This window comes from Bacillus sp. RIT 809 (assembly GCF_016892495.1).
In the GTDB taxonomy this organism is placed as follows: domain Bacteria; phylum Bacillota; class Bacilli; order Bacillales; family Bacillaceae_G; genus Bacillus_A; species Bacillus_A cereus_U.
On record NZ_JAFEMR010000033.1, the window covers coordinates 15325 to 41273 of the forward strand.

The following is a 25949-nucleotide window of genomic DNA, read 5'->3' on the forward strand; positions in this document are numbered from 1 at the left end:
AATAAAAAGAGACTGCCTATGGCAATCTCTATTATTTATTAACGGAAAGAAGATACGTCATTACCCATTGCTTCGTAGTAATCTAAAATACCTTGATAAATAGCTTCTGCTGCATGTTGTCTCTGTTCCGGTGTAGCTATTTTATTTGCATCACTTGCATTATCTACAAATGCTAATTCTGCTAATACAGCTGGCATCGTATTTTCTCTAATTACATATAAATCACCTGGTTTCACACCACGGTCTTTTGTTCCAAGTGCTGCTACAAGACGTTTTTGAATTTTTTCTGCTAATAAACGACTTTCTTCTGTATTTGGATTAGTTGCTCTTGTCGTTGCTGACTGATAATAGAACGTTTCTGTACCTTGTCCATCTTTATATTTAGAACCATTAGCATGGATACTTACAAAAATATCTCCATTATTTTTCTGTGCAAACTCTACTCGTTTTTTCAATGAATCTGTTGAGTCTACTCCTGGACGAGTATCATCTGTACGAGTGAATAACACAGTAAACGGTGTCTTTTTCTCAAATATTTTCTGTAATCGTAATGATACATCTAATACGGTTTGACTTTCTTTCTCATAATAACCAGGATTCCCCGAGTCAATTCCACCATGCCCCGGATCAATAATAATTGCTTTTCCTTCTAAGAAATTACCTTGTTTTACTGGGTTTAATTGATTTTTATCTACCCATTGGAAGCCACTATTTGTACGGATACGAATCCAGCTATCTTTTTCTTCAATAACCGTTACTGTTTGCGATCCATATTTCCCTACCACTTTAGAAGAATGTGTAGCTTCTGCATACGCAGTAAATCCTTCATTAATAGCTTCTTTTTTTTCTGTTAAAGGTGTCCATTTCTCACCTTTACTCGTTACAATTTTAATCCATCCATCACGCTCTTCTTTTACTACAACCGTTTGTGGATCATGTTGCACGTCAGTGATTCCTGATGATAAAGATGGTTGGTGATATGTAATAAACTTGCGATCTATATACATTTTCTTCTCTGTTTCTGGTTTACTAACATTATCATTATTTTTGCTTAGCTTGTCCGCTTTATACGTCATTTGTGCAGCTTGTTCACGTGGTATAGAAAGATCTGGACTCCAAGTTGTCTTCCCTGTACCAGCAGAAATCTCTAACGCTACTAAAATATTTGCTGCTTCGTTACCGAAATGATTTTCTAAGTCAGTAAACTTATTCGTCACTGGGGCTTGTACTAAACCTTTTAATTTATAAGCCTTCACAAGCATAGAAGCCATTTCAGCACGCGTTACTTTTCCGTCAGGATCAAATACCCCTTCGCCTCGTCCTGCAATAATATTTTCTTTTTCAATTGCTGCAATGTACTGAGCTGCCCAATGATTTTTTGAATCGTTAAAAGATGGCTTCGCAGCTGGATTAACGTTTAATCCAATTGCTTTCGCTACAATTGTCGCTGCTTCAGCACGTGTTAAAAGACCCTGTGGTGCAAAAGTACTGTCCGTCATACCACTAATTACATTTCTCTCTACTAAATAGTAAATTGCGTCTTTTGACCATGCGTTATCTGGAACATCTGAAAACTTCTTCGTTTCTGCTAAACTACTAATTGGATATACCAATAAATTTGCTGCTAATATACCTGCAGCGATTGCTTTGTACTTCATGAAAAACAAATCTCCTCTCAAAACCTCACATTATACAATTCTCTTAATCAAACTAATATTAAAAATATTAACTGGTAAATAACTCCTACAATAGTTTATAACATTCTATCCCTATAGTAAATACGTTTCCTATACATATTATTAAAGATGAATATATAGGGAATAATAAATATAGATACAATGAAACGATACTCATTATAGACGTCCATCCCCACTAATTATTAGCCCACATCCATCATAATTTTTACGTATTTTCGAATTTTGATGTGGGCGCCTTACTATATCGGGATATAATTCAATTACTTAAAATTGTCTTCTTCATATTTTCTTCCTTCTTCTAAAGGAAGTTTTTTCTCACTAACTAGTTTCGCTTCTCCCGTATCGAGATTTGTTTGGAAAGTCGAAAAGTACCACATTCCTTCTCCGTTATCGTAATTTCCAACAAGAAATTTCCCCTTATCTAAAGCTTTAAAACAAGTTCCTGCAATACCTAGGTCCCCTTCGCCAATTCTCACTTCGAGTACTTTCCCTTTATGAATATAGAAAACTTTCGCTGTAGATAAATTAGAAGATTCACGCTGCAACGCTACAAAAAAATCTGGTGTACCTTTACTAACAAAGCCATTTTTTCTAGACGTATTAAATGTAAACTCTCCAATTTGTGCCTCTTGCAAATATAATGTCGCACTTGTAGATTGTAAGGCAAGCTGATATTCACCTGTATATATTTGATCCCCTTCTTGTGCACCGACCCAAACTTCTTTTTGCGTTTCATGCTGTTCGTTATTCGCAAATACATGCAAAGTATACGTTTCATCCTCAGTAGAATTCATGGAAACAGTATAACGACTTTGCACTTGCGGATTTATTTGTGATCCTTGGATTTTTCCACTCTCTTTTTTCTTTTCCTGGGTATCCTCTACCTTCGTCACTTCTTTTTCCCCTACGCTTTCTTTAGAACATCCACTTAACGCTAAACTTACAACGATACTACCCATCAATAGTTTCTTCATCTTATCCCCCAAATAAAAAGCTGATTAAAAATAATATTTTCAATCAGCCCTCTCTATTTTCTATGAAATTAGTCTTCAATTAAATTAGACATTACATATGCATACACTAATGCTTCTGTATGAGCGATGGAGCTTTCATGTGTACGTTCAAATGCATGAGAAGAATCGATACCCGCTCCAATTAGCGCATGTTTCACATCAAATCCAGCACGAATCGCAGCTGATGCATCTGATCCGTAGTATGGATAAATATCTACTTTATATTCAACATTATTCACTTTCGCAAGTTCAACTAAATGTTTACGTAATGCATAATGGTATGGGCCACTAGAATCTTTCGCACAAATAGATACTGTATATTCATCAGATGCTTGGCCATCACCTAACGCTCCCATATCAACTGCTAAATATTCAACAGTTTCTTCTGGGATGTTAGAGTTACCACCGTACCCGATTTCTTCATTATTAGAAATTAAGAAATGTGTTGTATATGGTAATGTTACCTTTTCATCTTGTAATCTTTTAATTAATTTTAATAGAATTGCTACACTTACTTTATCGTCTAAATGACGTGATTTTATGTATCCACTCTCTGTAATTTGAACGCGTGGATCAAATGAAACGAAGTCTCCTACTTCAATTCCTAACTCACGTACTTCATCTGCTGAAAAGACACGCTCATCAATACGAACTTCAATATTTTTCTCATCGCGCTTCGCTTCCCCTGCATCTTTGTACACATGGACAGAAGTTTGATGCATTAAAATTGTACCTGTATACTTCTTACCGTTTGACGTTTCAATTTCGCAATATTCCCCTTCTACAGAGTTCCAACGAAATCCACCAATCATAGATAGACTAAGACGGCCATCAGGCTTAATTTCTTTCACCATTGCACCTAACGTATCAACGTGTGCAGTTAATAAACGATGCTGCTCATCATTCTTCCCTTTAACCGTTAAAATAAGAGCGCCTTTATTATTACGCTTCGTCTCTACATTCCACTCACTTACATAGTTTTCAATAAAATTAATAATTTTCGTCGTATTCCCAGATGGACTCGGAATAGAGACAAGCTCTTTAATCAATTCCATCGTTTCTTTTGCATGATGTGCCATTATCGTTTCCTCCTCATTTTCTCTACTATTCAGTATACAAAATTTACTAGGAAACCTCTACTCATATAGTTCAATTTTCTAAATTATAATAAAATTCACTTTAACAAAAAAACATAGCGCAATTCACGGGCGCTATGCTTTTCCTATCAAACTATTCTTCTGAAACATCTAATAAATAAATGCCTCTTACAAACCCACCGCGCTCTTCTTCTTTCTGCTTACGAATACGCTCTACATCTTCAATTGTTGCACCTTCTGCGCGAGCTAATGAAACAATAACTTCAAGTGCATCTGCAAGTGAATCTAACGCATGTTCACGATCTTTCATCGAAGCAAACTCACGAATTTCTTCTGTACCAATTTTCGCTAACGCTTGTATGTAAGCTTGTCCTGTTAATTTTTGTGCTGTATATGTTTTTCCAGACATTAAAATTTTCTCTGGGACACGATCTCTTACTAACTTGTTATAAGTTACCATCACTTACCCTCCTATTTTTAATAACACCCGAGCTCTGCTTTATAGAAAAACCACTCTTTTTTCACACAAGCACTTAACATATCAATTCCTGATCCGTGCGCCCTTACTAATGGAAAGAAGTAATGCTCTAGTTCTTCTTTCTTATCGCCGTATAAGGTTTGATACTCATCAGGAATCGCCTCCTTTTTCACATCCCGTTCTTTCTTCACTTCACCAGAGAAAGCAACAGTTGGATGTCCCTCAAAGAATAATGCAGTCCGTACCGCAAGAGATGGTGTACTATGCAAAGCATAATATGTAAGTAAAATCATAACGATAACACCGATAATTTTCTTCATTTATTACTCCTAAAAAAAGTGCTAACACAATTATACTAAAATGTGTTAGCACTTTCTTCCCTTTATCTCGAATTAACGGGCAGTAAGACTAATAATCCGCGTGGGATAAACAAATCCCCCGCGGATTAAAGTTTCACTTTATTCCCCTTTAAATGATGGTAGACGCTTTTCTAAAAAAGCAGCAATACCTTCTTTATGATCTGCTGTTTGTCTCATCGCATATTGACCGCGTTTTTCAAGCTGCAGCGTTTGTTCTAAATTAGAGCGATTCACTTCACATAAAATTTGTTTCGTTTGGATCATCGCCTTAATCGGTTTTTGTAACCATTCATTAATTTTTTGCTTCACAGCCGTTTGAAAATCCTCACCGATTACTTCATCAATTAAACCGATATCTAGCGCTTCTGTCGCTGATAATTTCTTCCCTTCCCAAATGATCTTCTTCGTCATATTTTCACCGACGCGCTTTTGAAGGAAGAAATGGCCACCACCATCTGGAATTAAGGCGATTCCAATAAAGTTCATCGCAACAACTGATGATATATCTGCCATGACATAATCAGCTGTTAATGCAATACTTAATCCAAGCCCAGCAGTCGGCCCATGAATTGCACTAATAACAAGCTTTGGCATCGTATATAACGTCACAACGATTTCAGAAATTGTATTCATGATGCCTTCAAACTTACTTTCATCATTACTTGAAAGCATGGATTTAATATCTCCACCCGCCGAAAAACCACGGCCACTTCCGCATAACACAACAACGTGAACAGAACTTTCCGCCACTTCTTTCAACTTTTGTAATAACTCTTTTAACGTTGGCTCATCTAATGCATTTAACACCTCTGGACGATTGACCATAACCGTTGCTACGCGCCCTTCATATTTCACAACAACAGATTCTGTTTTACTTGTTACTTCCATTATATATACCCCTCTTTTCCACATAAAGATTATACTTATATAATTATAGAAAGCAGGTGAAAAAACCTTCTTTTTTTCTTAATTTTCTGTCTAATAATCCCGTAATTTGTACATAGTCCTGAATAAAACATACAATCCCGTTACAAAATATAGCAATTAACGTCGGTTTATCCACACCTTTCATCTATTTACCATTACAATGAAATGGTGTATTCTTAAGTTTGATACATAAAAACAAATATTGAAATTCATTCGCCTTACGATAAAAAAAGGCTCGTATCCCCTCAATCGGGTGCTGATAATAAAAGAATGAAGAACTGGAGGAATATATGGTTAATACGTTGAAACAGGCGAATAACTCCTTCCCACATGTACTGCTGCTATTCATTGTATTTCAACCAATTTTAGATTTATTAACATCTTTTTCAATCTACATATTACACATGAGCGCAACTGTCGGAATCGTAGTCCGTTTCGCCTTTATGCTTCTTGCATTAGGGTATCTACTTCTTCATTATAAACAACAAGATGCAAAAAAGTATATTCTCTACTTATGCCTACTTGGACTTGTACTCGCCATCGGCCTTGTTAATAATTTAATGGTCAAATCTCCAATTTCATTTGGCGAAGAAGTGAAATTTATTTTAAAAAGCGTATATCCATTTGTATTACTGTTTGGATATATCATCGCCTTTAAAGAATTAAAAAATAAAGAATATACGTTTCATAAAATCATTACCTATTTCTTATATGCAACTTTAATCTTAAGTATCTCAATGATTGTAGCCATGTTAACTAGTACAGATTTTCCAAGCTATCCAAACGCAAAAATCGGTTCAAGAGGTTGGTTCTTTGCTGGAAATGATTTAAGTTCTATTTTTGCAATTATGTTCCCAATCGTTGTGTTATATTCGATCCATAAAACAACTTCTTTCTCGAAAATCTATTACTGGATTCCAACAATACTTGCGATGTATGCAAGTATTATGATCGGAACGAAAGTAGGATATGGTGCAATTGTTCTAACACTTGGTATCGCCCTTTTATTCTTATTCATTGAATATTTAATTCATCGAAAAAAAGAAGGTAAAGGATTCACATATCTTGTAAACACAGTTATTGCTGCTATCATATTAGGAGGGTTACTTGTACTTACACCACATACTCCTATCGCAAAAAATATGACCATCCATTTACAAATATATGAATACAAAAAATCACTACAAGAAGAAAAAGAAGGAAAAGTAATTACAGAAGAAGAACATAAGCAAGGCAAACTAACAGACTCTGAAATGAAAAGTCTAATTTACAGTGACCGTGACAAACTTTTAAAAGTGTACAAACAATACTATAAAGACGCACCACTATCTCAAAAACTATTTGGAATGGGCTATGCTGGTAACTATACAGTGAAAGTAAAGTTAGTCGAAATGGATTTCCACGACCTATTCTTCGCATTTGGGATCGTCGGGTTCCTTATGTACTTACTACCAATTCTTTATTTCGGTATAAAAATATTCATTCGTATTATCACAAACTTCAAGAAACTACTGAGCACAAAACATATGCTGCTAGCTAGCACACTCGTCCTTTCGCTCGGCATTGGCTTTATGTCTGGCCACGTACTAACAGCGCCAGCCGTAAGTATTTTCTTCGCTGTGATACTTGCTTATATGATTGTTGATTTGGAAATTGAATAATGAAAAAAGAAGGTGCTCCAAAGAGTCAGTTACACTGGCTTCTGGAGCACCTTTTCTTTTCCTATAAATAGAAAAAATAAAAAGCGTTCAAAAGTAGCTATTCAGCTACCTTTGAAACGCCTTTTTTATAACTCATATATTACTTAATGATGTTTTTAACAGTAATGCTTTCGAAAGCAGCAAGTTTGTTACCATTGTTGTCAGTAACTTTAACGCCGTCTTTACCAGGTTTTACTGTAAGTGTTTTAGCAAGTTCTTTGCTGTCTAATGCACGGTTGAACGTGAATGTAACTTTAGAATCTTTCACGTCAGTTGCATTTACAGTAATTTTGTTTTCTAACTCAGCAGCATTTTTACCGTCAAGAAGAACGATGAAGTCTGCTGCGTCAACATTTTTAACAGCTTCGCTGAAAGTTAATTCTAATTTCTGACCATCTACAAGCTCAGCTTTTTCTACTGTTGGAGCTACATTTTCAGTAAGTTCAACATATAAATTAGCTGCTTCAGCTGCTTTTGCTTCTACAGATTTAGTGATATCTTTAACACCGTTTACAGATACAGCATATTTACCAGTAGCTTCTACTGAATCAGCTTTTAATGTAAGTTTTACTGTAGCTGTTTTAGCTTCGTTGTTAGTTAATACAGCTTTTTCTACTTTTGCACCTTCAATTGCATAGTTTGCTGCATTTGTAGCTGAAGCACCGTCAACTTGACCAGCAAATGTAATGATTACTTCATTGTTTTTAGCAGTAGCATCAACACTGTAAGTAAGTTCTTTAACTTCATCTTTAACTGTACCTACATCAAAAGTAAGTGATTTTGCTTTTGTTGCATTACCAGCAGCATCTTTAGTAAGTCCTGCACCGAAATCAACTGTCCATTTTCCAGTTGCTAGTGTTGATAAATCAACTTTAACAACTTTTTTGTTTTTGCTGTCTACTGCAGCTGTAACATTAATATCAGGTGTTGTAGTTACATAATCCTTAACTAAAGTACCTGCTACTGGAAGTTGTTTAGTATCTAATGCTACATCTTCATTGTAAGTTAATACAAGAACTTGTTTTTTATCTTCAGTTACAACTTCATGCTTAACTAGTTCTGGAGCTACTTTATCTTCTTTAAGAGTAACAACTACTTGTTTTTTGTAGTCTTTCTCTAATTTAGCGCCAACGCTATCAGTTGTACCAGCTTTAACTTCGAAATTATTAATTCCATCTACTAAGTTAGCTGTTACGTAAGCAATTTTGCTGTTGTCTTTATCTAGTTCAACTTTTGTTGCTTTCTCGCCATTTACAGTAATACCAGCTTCTAATGCTGTTGCTGTAAAGTCTTTAGAGAATGTTACTTTTAATTGGTTGTTAGAAACAGCTTCTACACCTGTTACTTGTGGTGCAGTTTTATCGATCGCTTGTTTTTTCACTTTTACTTTTGCTGGGTTTGGAGAAATTAAGTTACCAGCAAAGTCAGTAGCACCAACGATTGTTACTACAGCTTCAGTGTTTTCTTTAACTGCAGATAAATCGATAGTTGCGAAGTTGTCGCCTGAGTTAAATGATTTTAAAGTTGCACCTTGTGTTCCAGTTACTTTACCGATGTCTTTAACTGGCTCAGAGAATAAAACTTTAGCAGTGTTTACATCTACATATTCTACACCTTTAACTTCTGGGCGTGCTGTATCTTTGTAAGTGATTACTTGTGTAAATTTGCCAGTTTTTACTTTAGCATCAGCTTTCGTTTCAACTGGGTTTACAACTAATACAACGTCTTTAACATCGTTTAATTTTTCGAAAGTTACTACAGCAGTTTTGTTATCGCTAGAAACAGTGATATCTGTAGCAGGTGCACCTTCTAAAGTGAATAATTTTAAAGCTTCAGCTTTTTTAGCTAAATCTTTTGTATCAATGTTAACTTCAGTACCGAACTTAACTTCTACTTGTTTAGCATTGATTGGAGTTGCAGAAACAACTTTTGCTTCTGGTTGTTTGTAGTTCATTGCATTGTAAATGAACTGAGCAGCTGCTTCACGAGTTACAACACCGTTTGGATTGAATTTGCCTTCACCTTCACCAGATACAAGACCTAAGCTTGCAAGAGTTTCGATTGAAGATTTTGCAGTTGCCCAAGATAAGCCGTCGATGTCACTGAAAGTTGCCTTATTGTTTTCATCAGCTTTGAAACCGTATGCGTTAACAAGAAGCTGTGCCATTTGTGCACGAGTTAATTTTTCGTTTGGACCAAATTTGCCTTCGCCTAAACCAGCCATGATTTTGTTAGCTTCAGCAGCTGCGATGAATTTAGCATACATGTTGTCTTCAGCTACATCTGTGAATGGAGTTTTTGTTGTGCCAGTTTCAAGACCTTTCGCTTTTACCATGAAAGTAGCTACTTGAGCACGAGTTACATCTTGACCTAAACCGAATGTGCCATCACCTTGACCTGCGATAATTCCTTTTGCAGCCATTTCGTTGATTGCTTTTGTATACCACTGACCACTTTGAACATCCGTGAATGCATTTTCAGATGCAGATGCAGCAACTGGTGCTACTACTCCCGCTACCATTGCAGCTGTCATTGTACCAGCCATTAATTTGTTAAAAGACTTATTTTTTGCCATTGATTTATTTTCCTCCTTGAGAAATATAATACTAGCTTTAGAAATATGTATTTGAAAAACTAGTGATTTACTAAATTCATATATTAATCTACAAACACTTTTTGGAGATTAGTAATTTATCAGCCATAATAAATACTATCTTTTTCCAAAAAGTTAAACCATGTATATAATACGTCATAATTCTTTTTTTTAAAAGAATTTTTTATCGCATAATTCGACAAATTCGAAATGTTTGTCGAATTATATTTTTATCAACTTTTCTACTATGTAAACGTATATACATCGCTTGTATTTAATATATAAATAGCATTATAGCACATAATATAAATGAAATGACAATTTAAACTCTTTAAAATTATCGACACCGTTCGACATGATGCGCTTTATTTTTGTTTTTTTGTCGAATTATTTGTTATTTTTTTCTATAAAGTGGGATTGTTTTCATTAATTTGCTATTAAATAACATTTATTATGTTCGACACACAAAAAGACTGATCACCTTGTCATTTTTATAAAATGCATCTAGATGATCAGTCTTCTCTTTTTTATTAGTGTTTTACATACTCTACATTTTCTTTTGCAATATAAGCTTCATTTACAGCAGGGTCATCAGAAATAATTTTAACCCATGCTTGTCCATTTATCGTTTCTTCGCCTGTAATCGTAACGACTTTATTTGCCGTTAAGTTATACAGTCGTTCATTCGATGTACGAGGGTCTTTTTTCACTTCTACCTTATTCGTTACACGTGCAAGTTTATATTTGTTGTACTCTTTTTTACCTAAGTACGAATCAAAACGGAACATATGCCCTGCTACTTTTTTACCCCAGTTTGCATCAGATGCATAGTTCATATTTAAACCACCAGCTTTATCACCTGTATATGCTGCATTATAACGCCAATGTCCTGGATTTAAATACCATTCATTCATGTATACTTTTGCAGCATGTTCAATACAATCTTCTTTTGAATTAAATGTTTGACCGTTACCAAATGGACTGTCATCCGTTGCCTTTAAACCAAATAAATTATTTTTCTCTCTTGCAAGCCTGCTTGTCCCATACTCACTCTCATGAGCTGCTAATGAATATAGGAATAATGCATTTACATTATACTTGCTTTCTACTTCTTTAAATTTCTTTCCTAAACCGATTAATGGGGAATCTGCTCTAACTGATTTTATATAACTATCTAATTGTTCTGCCGTGTACTCTGTTTTCGTACGTAATGATACGTAATTAAAATATTGATAGAACGTTTCATTTCCAAATATCTTTCCATCTATACTCTCCAGTTGTTGTCCTGGTTTCATGAAGGCAGGTACCGCGCCATATCTATAGCTTGCATATTTTGGGTTCTTTTCAAACTCATAATACCTATGATATAAGTAACCATCAGTACCAGCATAATAATATGATTTTTGCATTTCTTTTTCTGGAATTAAATTAACTTCATTTTTCTTCACATAACCTGTTAAGTCAGAGAGTTGTACTTTCACACGATCTTCTCCAACTTCTAACACTTTAAATTCCGTTCCGTACTCAAGGTATGTATATACTGTTTTTAAATTATCACCGTAAACATTAATTGTATTTCCAGTAACTCTCTTCGCCGTTGCAAAGCCGTCTTTAATCCATACGTATTCATTTTCATATTTCACTGCATTGATGCCTTTATTTTGTGCAGCTGTAACAGCTTCTTTATATGTAGTGTAACGCTCTACTATTTTCCCTGCATCATTTAACAATACATAATTCTTTGTTTCTACAGGCGTTTCTCCACCGTTGTTACCAATTTTATCAAGCATTAAGTTCAGCATCGCCGAAGCCATACCTCTTGTCGCTGATAAATGTGGTCTAAAGGTATTATCTTCTGGATAGCCTTTAATAATTTGAGTTGCTACCATAACTTGTACATGTTCTTTATAGTTAATACGATTCGTATCAGCAAATGTAAGCGGACTTACAGTTACTTTAACCTTTTTATAATCTAGCGCCTGTTTTACCATTACAGCCATTTCTTCACGTGTAATCACATCACCAGGTGCAAAAGCCTCAGGACTACGCCCCTTAATAATTCCCGCTCCGAATGCTCTACTTACACCGTCATATAAGCCGTATGATTTTGGCACATCATTAAAATTCGAATCTGCTTGTGGAAGTTGTAACGCTTTTGCTATTAATGTAGCAAACTCTGCTCTCGTTATCTCTTTATCTGGTAAATAAACATCATTTCCATACCCTGACATAATCCCTTTATTAATAAGAGAACGCATATGCTGCTCAAATTGATGACCTGTAATATCATCGCTCGCCGCATAACTTGAAATAGGAGCTAAAAGCAATGACCCCGTTAACGCAACTGCTGTAATACCTTTTGAAAATTTCTTCACGGTTATCCTCCTCGTAATCTATGAATTTATCATTCCAACACCGATTATATACTAATTATATAAACATGATAAATAAAAATTAATATAAAGCCTTTTTAAAATACGTATTTTATTATATAAGAATAATATATAAATTAGATATTATTCTTTCGTACCTCTTTCCTTTTACAACCGTGAAATCCTTTATGATATAATGGCGTAGTTATTTCTGTTTATATAGAAATAACTACAAAGATATTACATACTACGGAGGATAACTATGCCTAGATTATATGCATTTGCATTTAAATCACTGCAAATATTAACAGTATTATTTTTTGCAATGACTCTTATTTTCTCATTGCAATATTTAATAACTGAACCGAAGTACAACACCTTTTTACTTGTAGTTGCACTCATGATTGTTCTAATCGGTATCGTATTCATTTCCATTATCGTGAACCGGTTCTTTACTCAAACACAATTTCTCATATTTCTTTGTTTACTAGCATTCATACTGCGCCTTGCATGGGTGTTAACAATCCATACAAATGTCGTACAAGATTTCGCACAAATGTATAACGGAGCAGTTGATGCAGCAAATAACAATTTCTCATTCGCGGACAAAACATACTTCACTACTTGGGTATATCAATTAGGGTTTACTATGTATCAAGCTGGTGTTATAAAATTGTTTGGCGAAGGTGTATTGGCGATTAAATTACTAAACATACTGTATTGCACTGGCATTACGTACTTTATATATCGCATAGCTTCGCATCTATTTAACGAATTTAGCGGTAGAGTCGCAGCACTTATTTTCGCAACATACATCCCTAACATTATGATGACTTCTGTTTTAACAAATCAGCACCTCGCGACATTTTTATTCTACGCTGGTTTTTATCTTCTCGTAAAAAAAGGAATCTCGCATTCGTATGCATGGATATTTGTTAGTATTCTTATTGCATTTGGCGATATTATGAGACCGATTGGTATTGTTATTTTACTAGCGCTCATTCTTTTCTTACTTATCACTCATGTAATTGGTGATCAAAAAATAAATAAAAAAATGGTCGTATCAAAGTTAATTGGTATGCTTGGCATTTATTATATCGTGCACTTTATCTTTAGCTATACATTAATTACTACAGGGGTTACACAATATCCATTATCTAGTCGCGACCCTTATTGGAAATTTGTAGTCGGATTCAATCCTGATACAACAGGTGGATTTTCTTTCCCTGACCATAAACTTGTTTTTCAATATCCAATTGGCGAGGAACGTTTCGAAATTGAAAAACAACTCATTACAGAAAGAATTGCCGATAAAGGACAGCTATTATTGTTATTCAAGAATAAATTTAAAGTTATGTGGGGAGATTATGACGCATCCATTTATTGGGGGCTAGAAGGATATGCAAAACCCGAATTATCAAGATTACTATGGACGTTAGAAAAATTATCTTACATAAGCATTTGCATATTTGCTTGCATAGCCTCCATCAAAACGATAAAAGAACAAAAAAATAAAACGTTACTATTCTTCTCCCTATTAATTTTAGGTTACGCGGGAGTCCATATATTTATTGAGATACAATCGCGTTATCGTTACTTTATTATACCTACGTTTATGATTATGCAAGGTTACGGCGTCTATCTCATTACGCAATATATGAAAAAAAGATTTCAACGTAAAGAAGTACACTAACAAAAAAACACTCTACTTTTTCTGTAGAGTGTTTTTTTCTATATGATGAATAAGTTTCTTTACTGCTTGTTCGCCTTGTAATTGAAGCTCATCTACTCTTCTTTGCAAAGATTGCTGTATTTCCTCATGCTGCGTCACTTGCTTTTTAGCAATTTTATATAAATCTTCGGCACTCCAGTCTCCATCAACACTTCCTATAACAGGTTGATTCACCTGTCTTAAAAATGAATCAATTTTTGGATCGTATGAAATCCCAACCATCGGTGTTTTCGCAACAGCAGAAAAAATAAGAGCATGAAGACGCATACCAATTAAAAGTGAGCACTCTGATAAAATAGATATTTTCTCATCAATATCCATTTTATATGGAAGCATATACGTCTCTTCTCCCATTAAATCCACTACCTCACGCGAAGCATTTTGATCAAACGGACCATGCATTGGGACAAATAAAATTTGGTACCCTTCTTGCTTTAACTTTTTTAAAGCAACCGCTAACTTTTTTATATAATCTTCTTTTGCATTCCAGTGACGTACACTAACTGCAATGATTTTCCCGTGCAGAGAATGTGTTTGTAACCACTCTGATTGTTTTTTTTGTTTCCATGTTAAAACTGGATCTGGAACCAGTTCAATATCCCTTTTCATGCCAATTTCCTTTAAGTATAAAAATGAATCCTCATCTCGAACTGATATATATGCAGCTTTCGACAAATGCCATTTAACTAATAATCGATTATGCCTTTTTGTAATCGGCCCTATCCCTTGTGAATAAATGTAATATGGTTTTTTTAACATACGAGCAAACCACATAATGCCCGTATAGTATAAAATACTTTTCACACTCGTTTTATCTTGGAGGAGGCTCCCTCCACCACTAATAAGCCCATCACTTTTTCTAATTGCATTATAAACCGATTTTATACTCCAACGATCTACCGCTTCAACTCCGTACATTTTCCTTGTATAGTCAGGGTCATTTGACAGCACAACGAGTTCAATATTCGGATTCTCTTTATGTAACGATTCAATAATCGATTGTAGAATAGCTTCGTCTCCAACGTTATAAAAACCATAATATCCTGATAAAACTAACCGCACTCTTAATCTCCTCCAACATTTGGTAACCAATTGTTTCATCCATCATAACTGGCACCAACTCCTTACCTAAAAAACGCGATACATAAACAAATATCCCCTCAATACGCCCGTCCGAATTCCAATTCTAAAATTTCATAGTTCTATATTTATTTTTTCAAAAATGGTATTTGTTTTGTTGATATCCAGTTTAATTTCAAAGCACATATCCCATACAAAATTGTTGCAACAACAAATGCTACACTACTATATAATAACGCAATAATTCTTGAAGATGTAACATTTATCATTGTAGATAGTTCATATAATCCTAATCCTAAAATACAAGATAATCCTATTACAGTGAAAAATCTCCCTATGTGCATAGAATAGGAAAGATATTTTCGAATGTATAGATGATTTACGATACAGATTAACACATATATAACCAATGTACTATACGCCGCTCCATCTATGCCAAACTTTCTTGTTAACTCTATGTTTAACAATACTTTCACAAAACTCGCTCCGACAACAATCCACGCGGCTTGTGCAGAACGATTAATCCCTTGTAAAACTCCTATCGATAATATCATAACCGATGTAAAATACGAACTACCAATCATAACAGCTAACATACCGCTTCCCTTTGCATCTGTGAACAATCCCACATTTAATGGAACTGTTAATGCCATTAACCATATCGTTAACGGGGCTGTTAGCACATGCATGAGTAGATTTGTATTTTGAACTGTTGTTTTTGCCAAACTCATATTTTTCTTTGCTAACGCAGACGTTAATAACGGTATTAACGGAAATACAATTGCACTTGCGAAAACAACAATTAATTGTGTGAATGCAAAACCACGACTATATATACCAAATTGCGCTTGAATTTCTGCCGACGACCCTTGCAGCATATGCGGCACTGTAAGCGAATCTACTAAATTCAAAAGCGGCATGGATAAAGCTCCTATAGCAATCGGAATAGATACTTGTAATATTTTCTTTCCATCTTTTCTCAAATCTCTAAGCGAATATGAATCTTCCTTATAGCGGTATGGACTCTTATTATACGTCCTACGTAAATATATAAGGGAACTTATTACCCCTAGAAACGATCCAACCATTGCCCCACTAGTAATGACAGCACTACTTTCATTCCAATATACTAATACATAAGCGATGATTAACATAAAAAATACTCGTACAAATTGCTCAACGACTTGTGATATCCCCGTCGGTTTCATATCACCAAACCCTTGGAAATAACCACGATAAACTGCCATATATGGTGCTACGAGTAAAGCCAATGACGTAATCAGTAACGGTCCTCTCGTTTCTTCCCCACCAAGCATATTTGCAATTTCAGTAGAAAATAATACAATCACCAAACATCCGAATGCACCAAAAGCCATTCCTATAATTGATGCCGATTTAAATAATTTCGCAATTTCTTTATGCTTATTTTTTTCTTTCAACTCTGCAATTAATTTTGAAATTGCCAATGGTACACCAGCTACTGACAATGTAAGAGCAATCATATATACAGGAAACACGAGGCGAAAAATACCAAGCACTTCATCTCCTGCTATATTTTGTAATGGAATTTGAAAGAAACTTCCAAGCAATTTCGACAAAAAAGTTGTAATTGTTAAAATTGCTGCACCTTTTACAAAATTCTTATTCATGTTCCTTCTCTTTTCTTTTATACATATATTCTCAAACATATTATTACTAAATATAGAGACTGCTTTTATCTCATTAAATCATCATACCAAATTTCTTATATATTGAATACTTTCTTTTTTATAACAAAACGCAAGTATTCTTACTCAAAAAACGATTTTACTCAAACTCCCTACCACTTTCCATTTCTACTTTTTTCTAGTATAACTATGCTATAATGTATCTATTGTCAGTAAGAGGAGTGTTACAAAAATGCTGAATTCGGTCAAGAAGTTATTGGGAGATTCACAAAAAAGAAAGATTAAAAATTACGAACAAATTGTGAATGATATTAATCAATTAGAATCTGTAATGGAAACATTATCAGATGATGAGTTACGTCAAAAAACTGTTACTTTTCAAACTATGTTACAAAATGGAAAAACAGTTGACGATATAAAAATAGAAGCATTTGCTGTCGTTCGAGAGGCTGCAAAACGGGTAATCGGTCTTCGTCACTACGATGTACAGTTAATTGGCGGCCTTGTATTATTAGAAGGAAATATTGCCGAAATGCCTACTGGAGAAGGGAAAACACTCGTTTCCTCTTTACCTACTTACGTACGTGCTCTTGAGAAAAAAGGTGTCCATGTTATTACAGTAAATGATTATTTAGCCAAACGAGATAAGGAACTAATTGGTCAAGTTCATGAATTTCTTGGTCTAACGGTTGGATTAAACCTTGCTCAAATGCAATCTAGCGATAAGAAACACGCTTATGAAGCTGATATTACATATGGAATCGGTACTGAGTTTGGTTTTGATTATCTTCGTGATAATATGGCATCATCTCAAGCGCATCAAGTGCAGCGTCCATATCACTTTGCAATTATAGATGAAGTTGACAGCGTTTTAATTGATGAGGCAAAAACCCCTCTCATTATCGCTGGAAAAAAATCAAGCAGTTCCGATTTTCATTACTTATGCGCAAAGGTAATGAAAACATTTCAAGATACTCTGCACTACACTTTCGATGCAGAGACAAGAACATGTAACTTCACAGAAGATGGCATTACGAAGATTGAAGATTTATTTGATATTGATAACTTATATGATTTAGAGCATCAAACTTTATATCATTATATGATTCAAGCATTACGTGCATATGTCGCTTTCCAATTAGATGTGGATTATATTGTCTATGATGAAAAAATTATGCTCGTTGACATTTTTACAGGACGTGTTATGGATGGACGTTCGTTAAGCGACGGCTTACACCAAGCACTTGAAGCTAAAGAAGGCTTAAAAATTACAGATGAAAATCAAACGCAAGCATCTATTACAATTCAAAACTTCTTCCGCATGTACCCAGCATTATCCGGTATGACTGGTACAGCTAAAACAGAAGAAAAAGAATTTAACCGCGTATATAATATGGAAGTTATCTCTATTCCAACGAATCGTCCTATACTTCGCGAAGATAAAACAGATGTCGTATATTTAACAGCCAATGCTAAATATACAGCTGTCCGCGCAGAAGTAATAAACATACATAAGAAGGAACGCCCTATCTTAATTGGTACGATGTCCATCCTCCAATCCGAAGCGGTTGCTCGTTATTTAGATGAAGCAAATTTATCCTATCAACTATTGAATGCGAAAAGCGCTGAACAAGAGGCTGACTTAATTGCATTAGCAGGGAAAAAAGGACAAATTACAATTGCTACTAATATGGCAGGACGAGGCACTGATATTTTATTAGAAAAAGGTGTTCACGAGCTCGGTGGATTACATGTAATTGGTACAGAAAGACATGAATCTCGTCGCGTTGATAATCAATTAAAAGGAAGAGCCGGCCGACAAGGTGACCCTGGAAGTTCGCAGTTTTTCCTTTCATTAGAAGATGAAATGATTCAACGCTTCGCGGGCGAAAAAGTAGACAAATTAAAAAAATCACTTAAAGTTGATAAAAACGGTCTAATCCAAAGCCAAAAAATCCATGACTTTGTCAACCGTACACAATTAATTTGTGAAGGTGGTCATTATGGAATAAGAGAATTCAACTTAAAATTAGATGATGTAACTAACGATCAACGAAATGTCATCTATAAACTTCGTAATAATCTTTTAAACGAAGAAATAAATATGATAGAAATTATCATTCCAATGATTGAACATGCAGTAGATACCGTTGCGAAAGACTATTTAATAGAAGGTATGCTTCCAGAAGAATGGGATTATACTAGTTTAACAGCAGATTTAAAAGAACTTTTACCAAATGAGGAAGTTCCATCATTATCAGCTAACAACGTCCATTCTATCGAAGATTTACATGCCTTATTGAAAAATATTATTTCAGATTATGTAGAGCGTGTTAAAAATACAGCAAGTAACATAGAGGCTCAGCAAGCATTTCGCCAAATCGGGTTACATTTCCTTGATTCAAGTTGGACAAATCATTTAAGCGCAATGCAGCATTTGAAAGAAGGTATTGGATTAAGACAATACCAACAAGAAGACCCTACACGTCTTTATCAAAAGGAAGGCTTTGAAATTTTCTTACAAACATACAGTCATTTCGAAAAAGAAATGGTTTTATATATTGCACGATATTTAAAAACTCCACAAAATGTATAATGAGGTGAATTACATGTTATCATTTTTAAAAAGAGCAAAGAAAAAAGGAAAGGACACTGTCGTTTCTAGTTCTCAACTATTGGGCGGAGAAACAGCTCCACTAAAAAGCAAAAATGTTAAACCTACACTTTACTTCCATCCTTCATGGGGTGAGGTTGCACAAGAGCAAAAATATATTTATCAATTTTTACATAAGTCGTTACCTAGCTTACAAGAAAATCAAATTTCATTAGCTGGTATCGAGGCAGAACGACGTGATAATACTTATTATATTACGACGTTCATTCGTAATAGTGTATCGCAACCTATTTCATTCGAAACAATTACTCTATTACTATTAAACAAAGAGGATGAAATTTGCGCGCGTAAAACATTTAATCTATCTAATTTAGAAGATATCCCTTCAAATGTGAATATGCCATGGACATTTACCTTTGAAGAATCTACAATGACTGAAGCTAAATTGTCTGCAGAAGGTTGGCAATTAGCATTTGAATTTGAGAAAGAACATACTTTAGATTTAGATCCTGCTTGGGCAGCCCAACTAGCAGACTCTGCCAAGGAGAAATTGCAAGAGCTTGTTGCAGGCCTTACACCACCTAAAGAAAATGAGCTTAATTTCTTAGGATTACAAGCTCGTCTAGCGGAAAACAACGGTTTACATACAACGATTTTACTGCGTAATGGTCACAATCGAAATATAACACTGGAGCAGTTGCCGCTACATATCTCAGATGCGACTGGAAATGTTATCGCAAAAAGCAGTTTCAATCTGAAGAACTTTGAAATAAAAGCGAATTCAACAAAACCGTGGACATTTACTTTCCCTACAACTGTAGTAGCTCAACAAGACATTGATTTATCAACATGGACAGCATTTATTCCGAAATAAAACTAAATAAAAACAAGTCGTACTTTCTTACATATACGACTTGTTTTTTTATGTAAAATGTTATTTAATTCTTTTGTAAACGGTCAATATAATACTCTGCCTCTAATTTACAAAAATTATCTATATTGTTTACTTCATGCTTTTTTAACAACTCTAATTGCTCTTCAGTTGGATCTTCATTAATAAGCTCATTAATTTTTTCATTTACTTTCATCGCTAATGCTTGATGGAAATCTGGATGTCCTTTCAACTCGTCGTCTACTTTATTAATCCAAGTTGATTTTGTGTATAAATATTGTTGCCACTGTTCAACAAATTGTTGCATGTCAAACTTTTCTTCGTTCCATTCAATATCCTTCATATACTTCTCAAAAGAAGCAGCAATTGAACGTGTAATCCCGATTTTCACTCCGTGTGGTAACTGTTTGTACATCAAATATTCCCTCCAACTTAAAGCGATTCCTTTCAAATACAAAGAAATCTTAAAATTCATATACCATTGTATGATAGCATACTGCTAATCTAAGATGTTACTATACTGCTTAGTGTAGCAATTGTCAACAGACTTAAAACATCTAGATATAAGGATTTTTGTGCATAATAAACACATATACAAAAAATGAGAACCTCACAATCTACAACGCAATTCATGTAAAGGTTCTTATTTTTTATATTGCTTCAGCTTTCAAAAAGTGTAATTTCTCTTTTTGCTCATCATTCGCCATCATTACTATCGTCTTTTCAACATGCGGATGTACATGTTCAAGTGTCACACCCGCTCCTACTTTATTCGATTGCTCAACAAAGTTTAATAACGCCATAGCTCCTGATACATCCATATAGCGTACATCTTTCATACGCAAAATAACTGGTGACTTCACATCTTGTAAAGAAGCAAAAATACGATCTACTGATAGAAATGAAAGTGGTCCCTGAATCGTATACGTCGCTTCTTTTTCTTTTATAATAGAAGCTTTACGTTCTTTACATTTCACCATGTATATAATGAAGGAAAGAATAATGCCAAACGCAACAGCAACCATTAAATCGAATTTCACTGTCACAACCATCGTCACGAACATAACAATCACATCGCCTCTCGGTGCTACATGTGCTTTCCTCATACTTTCCCAATCAAACATCCCGATGCCAGTTAAAATTAAAATACCTGATAAAACAGCAAGTGGAATATATTGTACGACTGAACCGAGTCCCATAATGAAAATGAATAAGATGACGCTATGCATACAAGCTGAAAGTGCCGTCTTCCCCCCGCTTCTTATATTGACGATGGATCTAACAGTTGCACCTGCTCCTGCTAATCCGCCGAACAAACCACTCGCAACATTACCAATACCTTGTCCGATTAACTCTTTATTACTTTTATGACGTGTCCCCGTCACATTATCCATTACGACAGACGTTAATAATGAGTCAATTGATCCTAGTAAAGCAATACTAAGTGCTGGTAATACAAGTGCTAACATGCCATTTGCGTCTAAATTCGGTACGTGAAGCGATGGCATCGCCTCTGGAATTGCACCAATCTTTTCAATCATCTTATTTAAAGAAAGAGTTCCTACAACTGGTAAGTTTACCGTAATTCCTTGTAGCATAGAAGAAAATAACGGCAACGTTACTGTAACACCTACTAATGCTACTAAACTTGATGGAATAGCCTTAATCCATTTTCCAGAAACAATCATTACAATGATCGTTAATAACACAAGTAGAAAGCTATTTTGTACGTGCTTCATTTCACCTAAAATAATAATCAGTGCAATTCCGTTCATAAATCCTGAAACAACGGGATATGGAATGTAACGAACGTAAGAGCCGAGCTTACATACACCAAATAAGATTTGAAATAACCCTGCCATCATAAATGCAATAAAACTCGCTTCTAATCCATGAGTTGCAATAACGCCTGTTGCAATAACTGTAATCGGCCCAGTAGGACCCGTTACTTGCCCCGGTGTACCGCCAAATAACGCCGCAAACAAACCTGCAAAAATCGCACCATACAATCCGACCAATGCTCCCTCAGACGTTCCCGTTGCGGCAATACCAAATGCAATTGCTAGCGGCAAAGCAACAATCGCAACAGTAAACCCTGCTAAACATTCCTTTGCTATTTTTTGAAACATATAAACAACCACCTTTGTATAAAGTCCACGTTCCATTGTACATCTAAAACAAATCATTCGTTAGCGTATTTATAAAAAACTCTTTACAGTCTCGTGAAGTAAACGCCTACATTGATAAATAGCCTTCCCAAATCAAACTAAAAAACAGCAATATGACGAATCTACCTTTGGAAACAAACTTGACTATGCTATAATGAACAAATTAAATCTTTTACTATATACTTGGAGGCACTATGCTAACTTTTGAAGAAAAATTATCAATTATTGAATCTTTCCCGGAATTAGAAAGAAAGAACGTATCATTAAAACGCGTAAACTTTCACTTTGAAGAAAGTCGTTTAGATAAAAAGAACGTTGTATATCATTTACACCCAAATGGAAACGGATTTGTATATGCAAACTTCATTAAAGGTTATAAAACAGATGATAAAGGTATGATTAACATCCGTGAGTTTTCAGAAGAAGAACTGCGTTCATTAATTGAAAAAGTAATTGAACGTCTATCACAGGAGCAAGAGGAAATTGTAGCACCAATGGAACCTGCTGCCGAAGAAGAATGGCGTAACGAAGATGGTCATATCCTTACTCTTATCTCAGAGGATGACATGTGGAACGTTTACGCTGGCGTAAACTTAGACGGTACATTCAACTCTTATCCAGAAGCTGCGGAATACCTTGATGAAGAAGGTTTCTCACGTAAATAATACGTTTCTTACTACTCATGAGGCCGTCCCAATTTTTTTGGGACGGCCTTCTTTTTATTAATAGGTAGGCTATCATTGTCGTATTTTGTATTTAAGTCGCTATAATGAGAGTTATGTTGCAATTTTACACAATAAGAACATAACTCCATTTCAAAGTTACGTTTTTGGGACAGTCCCATCCATAAAGTGAAACTATAATCAGTGGGGGTTTACGGGCAGCAGGGCTTCCACCTAACTTCTTTGCTCCAGCCGAATTTTGAGGTGGGAGTTTTACTGCCCGGCAAATAGCGGGATAAAATTATGGAATCAAAACTTCTTATTCTCACTATCCCCTATAAAAATTTGAATTTGACAACTATAAGAATCCGTATTAAAAAAATCATTAACTAACTCTACTTCAATAAAACTCTCTACTTCTATATTATTTTCTTTTACATATTTGATTATAATATTTCGACGTTCCTCTTCATTTTCTTTACTATACGCTAACGTTACATATTTCCCGCCCGGTAATATTTTTATATTTGGCATCTCTTCCATATGTACATGATCTTGCACCTTATTAAAAACATACTTTGGCTCTACATCCCACTTTTCATTGACATTGTATAGAATACCCATCTCCATTGACATCTTATCTTCATACTCTTGAATGATTTTCTCTAAATTAGAATAATACAGTAACTCCTGTAAACTCCCCACTTCTTTGCATGGCGCTACAATCACATTCCGCAGTTCAAAGAACTGAATACACACTTCATCACTTTTTAATATTTCCTGTGAACTCCCTACTTTCTCATTTAACCCATCAATCGTTTCAATTACCTCGTTCATTTTCTTTATATGTTCTTCCGCTTCCGCTCTCTTTAATTGTAAAAATTGCAGCAACTTGCCCGTATTACATTCCTTAAAAATCTCTTGAAGTTCTACTATACTGGTGTTCAATTCTCTACAGCTTTTTATAATATCAATGTGAATAAATTGATCTATAGAATAATATCTATATCCTGTTGATTCATCAATATGCTTTGGAATAAGAATCCCCATCTTATGATAGTACCTTAACGCTTTTATCGTAATATCCTTTATTTTTGCAACTTCTCCAATAGAAAATATTTTTTTCATTTGAATCTCTTCCCTCATATTTTTTCTCACACAACCATTGACTCTCCCCTTAGAGGAGACCTTACTATTTATAATAAGTCATTTATATTAATAAAGGGAGTATACAATTATGAACACAGTAAAATATAGAAGTCTTGTTAAGGAAGACTATGAGCCTATAAAACATTTAATTGGTGAGGCATTTGGATTTAATAAATTCATTACAGATAAAAAATTTTTAAATTCACTATTAAACTTCTACCTACACAGTTGCATTTTAGAAAGTTCCTTTAGTAAGGTAGCTGAAAAAGATAATAAAATTATCGGTGTCATTTTAGGCGATTCCGAAAAAGATAAAAACCGTTTAAAGAGATTCCATAATACTGTTAGCTTTTCCTTTAACACGCTGAAACTATTCATGACTAATAAAGAGAATAGAGGGTTTTTAAAAGCATTTATAAAAGTTCAAAAAACATATAAAGAACTCATTCAAGGAAAAGAAGATCATTTTCAAGGTTGTATACAATTATTCATCGTATCCGAAGAATCTAGAGGTCTTGGAGTTGGGAAATCTTTATTAAATCACTTATTCCAATACATGACAAAAGAAGATGTTACATCTTTATATTTATATACAGATAATGAATGCAACTATGGATTTTATGACAAGCAAAACTTCCAACGTATACAAGAAAAAGCAGTTAATTTTGGACCAAAAGAAGAAGATTTCAACATATTTTTATACCGCTATGACTTTAACTAATAGTAACATGTACACTTCAATGCTCTTTGCTATTTTCATTCCAGGCGTTCGCCACTTCACAGGATACTTTGCAGGAATTATCAACTTACCGTTTCGCCGCTTTGCGATGACAATTTATTCAGGCGCCCTATTTTGGGTATCCTTCTTCTTAATCGGTGGTTACTGGTTAGGGGAAAACTTAGAAGATATATTCCTAGTACTTGAACAACACATTTGGAAAATTATCTTCGGTATTATTGTCATTACGCTAATCACCCGATTTCGCAAAAAATTAATGCATGTGGTTTTAAAACGTATAAATTAAAACAATAATCATTTCATTTAAACCTTTCATCAATAAGTAGCATCCGACTTAGCTGCGTATAAAAATAATAAAAAGCGGAGACCCATTGTCTCCGCTTTTTCACATACATTTTTCTTCCGAACTAACTCTCACCATTAATTTTTTTTGCGTCTAAACAACCTCGCTCCCAAAATTAATGCAAACATACCCGCAATAATAGAAGTAGATTCAGTTGATGCTCCTCCTGTTTGAGGAAGTAATTTTGATTGCTTATTATTTTCTTTACTAGATGGTACTTCAGGTTTATTTTGTACATCTTGTTTGTTTTGTGCTTCTTGTTTGTTTTGTACTTCTACTTTATCCTGTACATTTTGTTTGTTTGATACTTCCGGTTTTTCTGTTACCTCTGGTTTCTCGAACACATTCGGTTCTTCTGTCACCTTTGGCGTTTCCGGTTTTACTGGCTCTTCTATTTCTTTTGTTGTTTCTTCTTTATTTTGCTCTTCCTCTGGTGTTACCAAGATCTCCGGTTTGTCTGTTACCTCTGGTTTCTCTAACACATTCGGTTCTTCTGTCACCTTTGGCTTTTCCGGTTTTACTGGCTCTTCTATTTCTTTTGTTGTTTCTTCTTTATTTTCTTCTTGTTCTGGTGTTACCAAGATCTCCGGTTTTTCTGTTACCTCTGGTTTCTCTAACACATTCGGTTCTTCTGTCACCTTTGGTGTTTCCGGTTTTAATGACTCTT

At 34.7% G+C, this 25949-nt stretch carries 20 protein-coding genes and 1 pseudogene; 7 read left to right on the forward strand and 14 right to left on the reverse strand.

What is annotated here, in order from left to right:
• Window positions 1-38 precede the first annotated feature (38 nt).
• The 6 genes from JTF23_RS24835 to JTF23_RS24860 all read right to left on the reverse strand — a co-directional run bounded on the left by JTF23_RS24835 (window position 39) and on the right by JTF23_RS24860 (window position 5532).
• Window positions 39-1658 (reverse strand): N-acetylmuramoyl-L-alanine amidase, encoded by a 1620-nt coding sequence (locus JTF23_RS24835; protein ID WP_204210004.1) that lies wholly within the window; start codon window positions 1656-1658, stop codon window positions 39-41.
• A 299-nt stretch (window positions 1659-1957) separates the two neighbouring features.
• Window positions 1958-2671 (reverse strand): hypothetical protein, encoded by a 714-nt coding sequence (locus tag JTF23_RS24840; RefSeq protein WP_204210005.1) that lies wholly within the window; start codon window positions 2669-2671, stop codon window positions 1958-1960.
• A gap of 68 nt (window positions 2672-2739) precedes the next feature.
• Entirely contained in the window at window positions 2740-3789 is a 1050-nt protein-coding gene (locus JTF23_RS24845) for a M42 family metallopeptidase (protein WP_204210006.1), read from the reverse strand.
• A 151-nt stretch (window positions 3790-3940) separates the two neighbouring features.
• Window positions 3941-4267, reverse strand: a complete 327-nt coding sequence (locus JTF23_RS24850; RefSeq protein WP_204210007.1) for a nucleoside triphosphate pyrophosphohydrolase — start codon at window positions 4265-4267, stop codon at window positions 3941-3943.
• A gap of 17 nt (window positions 4268-4284) precedes the next feature.
• Window positions 4285-4605 (reverse strand): hypothetical protein, encoded by a 321-nt coding sequence (locus JTF23_RS24855; RefSeq protein ID WP_204210008.1) that lies wholly within the window; start codon window positions 4603-4605, stop codon window positions 4285-4287.
• Window positions 4606-4743: 138 nt separating this feature from the next.
• Window positions 4744-5532 carry an enoyl-CoA hydratase gene (locus JTF23_RS24860; protein ID WP_204210009.1) on the reverse strand — a complete coding sequence of 263 codons (789 nt, stop codon included), beginning with the start codon at window positions 5530-5532 and terminating at the stop codon, window positions 4744-4746.
• Between the two features lie 329 nt (window positions 5533-5861).
• On the opposite strand from JTF23_RS24860, the gene JTF23_RS24865 reads away from it, so the two are divergent.
• Entirely contained in the window at window positions 5862-7232 is a 1371-nt protein-coding gene (locus JTF23_RS24865) for an O-antigen ligase family protein (protein WP_204210010.1), read from the forward strand.
• A gap of 139 nt (window positions 7233-7371) precedes the next feature.
• Here JTF23_RS24865 and JTF23_RS24870 read toward each other — a convergent pair whose 3' ends face one another.
• A complete protein-coding gene (locus tag JTF23_RS24870) occupies window positions 7372-9846 on the reverse strand; it encodes an S-layer homology domain-containing protein (protein ID WP_204210011.1) in 2475 nt (824 codons plus the stop codon).
• Window positions 9847-10394: 548 nt separating this feature from the next.
• Window positions 10395-12239, reverse strand: a complete 1845-nt coding sequence (locus tag JTF23_RS24875) for an S-layer homology domain-containing protein (protein ID WP_204210012.1) — start codon at window positions 12237-12239, stop codon at window positions 10395-10397.
• 259 nt (window positions 12240-12498) lie between these two features.
• On the opposite strand from JTF23_RS24875, the gene JTF23_RS24880 reads away from it, so the two are divergent.
• Window positions 12499-13929, forward strand: a complete 1431-nt coding sequence (locus JTF23_RS24880) for a glycosyltransferase family 39 protein (RefSeq protein WP_016103854.1) — start codon at window positions 12499-12501, stop codon at window positions 13927-13929.
• Window positions 13930-13941: 12 nt separating this feature from the next.
• On the opposite strand, the gene csaB is transcribed toward JTF23_RS24880, so the two are convergent.
• Together csaB and JTF23_RS24890 are read right to left on the reverse strand one after the other, a co-directional pair.
• The gene (gene csaB, locus JTF23_RS24885; RefSeq protein ID WP_016103853.1) at window positions 13942-15030 is read right to left on the reverse strand and encodes a polysaccharide pyruvyl transferase CsaB; all 1089 of its coding nucleotides are present in this window, start codon (window positions 15028-15030) and stop codon (window positions 13942-13944) included.
• 146 nt (window positions 15031-15176) lie between these two features.
• Window positions 15177-16697: a putative polysaccharide biosynthesis protein gene (locus tag JTF23_RS24890; RefSeq protein ID WP_204210013.1), complete on the reverse strand. Its 1521-nt coding sequence runs from the start codon at window positions 16695-16697 to the stop codon at window positions 15177-15179.
• A 250-nt stretch (window positions 16698-16947) separates the two neighbouring features.
• Here JTF23_RS24890 and secA2 point away from each other — a divergent pair, with 250 nt between their 5' ends.
• Window positions 16948-19311, forward strand: a complete 2364-nt coding sequence (gene secA2 / locus JTF23_RS24895; RefSeq protein ID WP_204210014.1) for an accessory Sec system translocase SecA2 — start codon at window positions 16948-16950, stop codon at window positions 19309-19311.
• 13 nt (window positions 19312-19324) lie between these two features.
• Window positions 19325-20203 carry an accessory Sec system S-layer assembly protein gene (locus JTF23_RS24900; RefSeq protein ID WP_204210015.1) on the forward strand — a complete coding sequence of 293 codons (879 nt, stop codon included), beginning with the start codon at window positions 19325-19327 and terminating at the stop codon, window positions 20201-20203.
• A gap of 64 nt (window positions 20204-20267) precedes the next feature.
• Here the strand turns inward: JTF23_RS24900 and JTF23_RS24905 are convergent, their stop codons facing one another.
• Both JTF23_RS24905 and JTF23_RS24910 read right to left on the reverse strand, forming a co-directional pair.
• Complete coding sequence (locus JTF23_RS24905) at window positions 20268-20636, reverse strand: hypothetical protein (RefSeq protein ID WP_204210016.1); 369 nt, start codon at window positions 20634-20636, stop codon at window positions 20268-20270.
• Window positions 20637-20871: 235 nt separating this feature from the next.
• Complete coding sequence (locus JTF23_RS24910) at window positions 20872-22350, reverse strand: SulP family inorganic anion transporter (protein WP_204210017.1); 1479 nt, start codon at window positions 22348-22350, stop codon at window positions 20872-20874.
• Between the two features lie 233 nt (window positions 22351-22583).
• On the opposite strand from JTF23_RS24910, the gene JTF23_RS24915 reads away from it, so the two are divergent.
• Window positions 22584-23054 (forward strand): hypothetical protein, encoded by a 471-nt coding sequence (locus tag JTF23_RS24915; protein ID WP_016103847.1) that lies wholly within the window; start codon window positions 22584-22586, stop codon window positions 23052-23054.
• Between the two features lie 306 nt (window positions 23055-23360).
• On the opposite strand, the gene JTF23_RS24920 is transcribed toward JTF23_RS24915, so the two are convergent.
• On the reverse strand, window positions 23361-24209 hold the full coding sequence (locus JTF23_RS24920) for a MerR family transcriptional regulator (protein ID WP_204210018.1): 849 nt from the start codon (window positions 24207-24209) through the stop codon (window positions 23361-23363).
• A gap of 79 nt (window positions 24210-24288) precedes the next feature.
• Here JTF23_RS24920 and JTF23_RS24925 point away from each other — a divergent pair, with 79 nt between their 5' ends.
• Together JTF23_RS24925 and JTF23_RS24930 are read left to right on the forward strand one after the other, a co-directional pair.
• Window positions 24289-24921: a GNAT family N-acetyltransferase gene (locus JTF23_RS24925; protein ID WP_204210019.1), complete on the forward strand. Its 633-nt coding sequence runs from the start codon at window positions 24289-24291 to the stop codon at window positions 24919-24921.
• 28 nt (window positions 24922-24949) lie between these two features.
• Window positions 24950-25225 (forward strand): annotated as a pseudogene (locus tag JTF23_RS24930) (DedA family protein); the annotation flags it as partial.
• 134 nt (window positions 25226-25359) lie between these two features.
• On the opposite strand, the gene JTF23_RS28010 reads toward JTF23_RS24930, so the two are convergent.
• Window positions 25360-25949 (reverse strand): LPXTG cell wall anchor domain-containing protein (locus JTF23_RS28010; RefSeq protein WP_252188048.1); only part of this gene is annotated, 590 nt, incomplete at its 5' end.

What these genes read in the sequence shown, in the direction of transcription:
- JTF23_RS24860 (WP_204210009.1), bottom strand. Translation starts at nt 5,532, where the DNA reads ATGGAAGTAACAAGTAAAACAGAATCTGTTGTTGTGAAATATGAAGGG.
- JTF23_RS24845 (WP_204210006.1), bottom strand. Translation starts at nt 3,789, where the DNA reads ATGGCACATCATGCAAAAGAAACGATGGAATTGATTAAAGAGCTTGTC.
- JTF23_RS24915 (WP_016103847.1), top strand. Translation starts at nt 22,584, where the DNA reads ATGCTAACTTTTGAAGAAAAATTATCAATTATTGAATCTTTCCCGGAA.
- JTF23_RS24865 (WP_204210010.1), top strand. Translation starts at nt 5,862, where the DNA reads ATGGTTAATACGTTGAAACAGGCGAATAACTCCTTCCCACATGTACTG.
- JTF23_RS24905 (WP_204210016.1), bottom strand. Translation starts at nt 20,636, where the DNA reads ATGTACAAACAGTTACCACACGGAGTGAAAATCGGGATTACACGTTCA.
- JTF23_RS24870 (WP_204210011.1), bottom strand. Translation starts at nt 9,846, where the DNA reads ATGGCAAAAAATAAGTCTTTTAACAAATTAATGGCTGGTACAATGACA.
- JTF23_RS24850 (WP_204210007.1), bottom strand. Translation starts at nt 4,267, where the DNA reads ATGGTAACTTATAACAAGTTAGTAAGAGATCGTGTCCCAGAGAAAATT.
- JTF23_RS24925 (WP_204210019.1), top strand. Translation starts at nt 24,289, where the DNA reads ATGAACACAGTAAAATATAGAAGTCTTGTTAAGGAAGACTATGAGCCT.
- JTF23_RS24880 (WP_016103854.1), top strand. Translation starts at nt 12,499, where the DNA reads ATGCCTAGATTATATGCATTTGCATTTAAATCACTGCAAATATTAACA.
- JTF23_RS24840 (WP_204210005.1), bottom strand. Translation starts at nt 2,671, where the DNA reads ATGAAGAAACTATTGATGGGTAGTATCGTTGTAAGTTTAGCGTTAAGT.
- JTF23_RS24910 (WP_204210017.1), bottom strand. Translation starts at nt 22,350, where the DNA reads ATGTTTCAAAAAATAGCAAAGGAATGTTTAGCAGGGTTTACTGTTGCG.
- JTF23_RS24855 (WP_204210008.1), bottom strand. Translation starts at nt 4,605, where the DNA reads ATGAAGAAAATTATCGGTGTTATCGTTATGATTTTACTTACATATTAT.
- JTF23_RS24890 (WP_204210013.1), bottom strand. Translation starts at nt 16,697, where the DNA reads ATGAATAAGAATTTTGTAAAAGGTGCAGCAATTTTAACAATTACAACT.
- JTF23_RS24900 (WP_204210015.1), top strand. Translation starts at nt 19,325, where the DNA reads ATGTTATCATTTTTAAAAAGAGCAAAGAAAAAAGGAAAGGACACTGTC.
- JTF23_RS24835 (WP_204210004.1), bottom strand. Translation starts at nt 1,658, where the DNA reads ATGAAGTACAAAGCAATCGCTGCAGGTATATTAGCAGCAAATTTATTG.
- secA2 (WP_204210014.1), top strand. Translation starts at nt 16,948, where the DNA reads ATGCTGAATTCGGTCAAGAAGTTATTGGGAGATTCACAAAAAAGAAAG.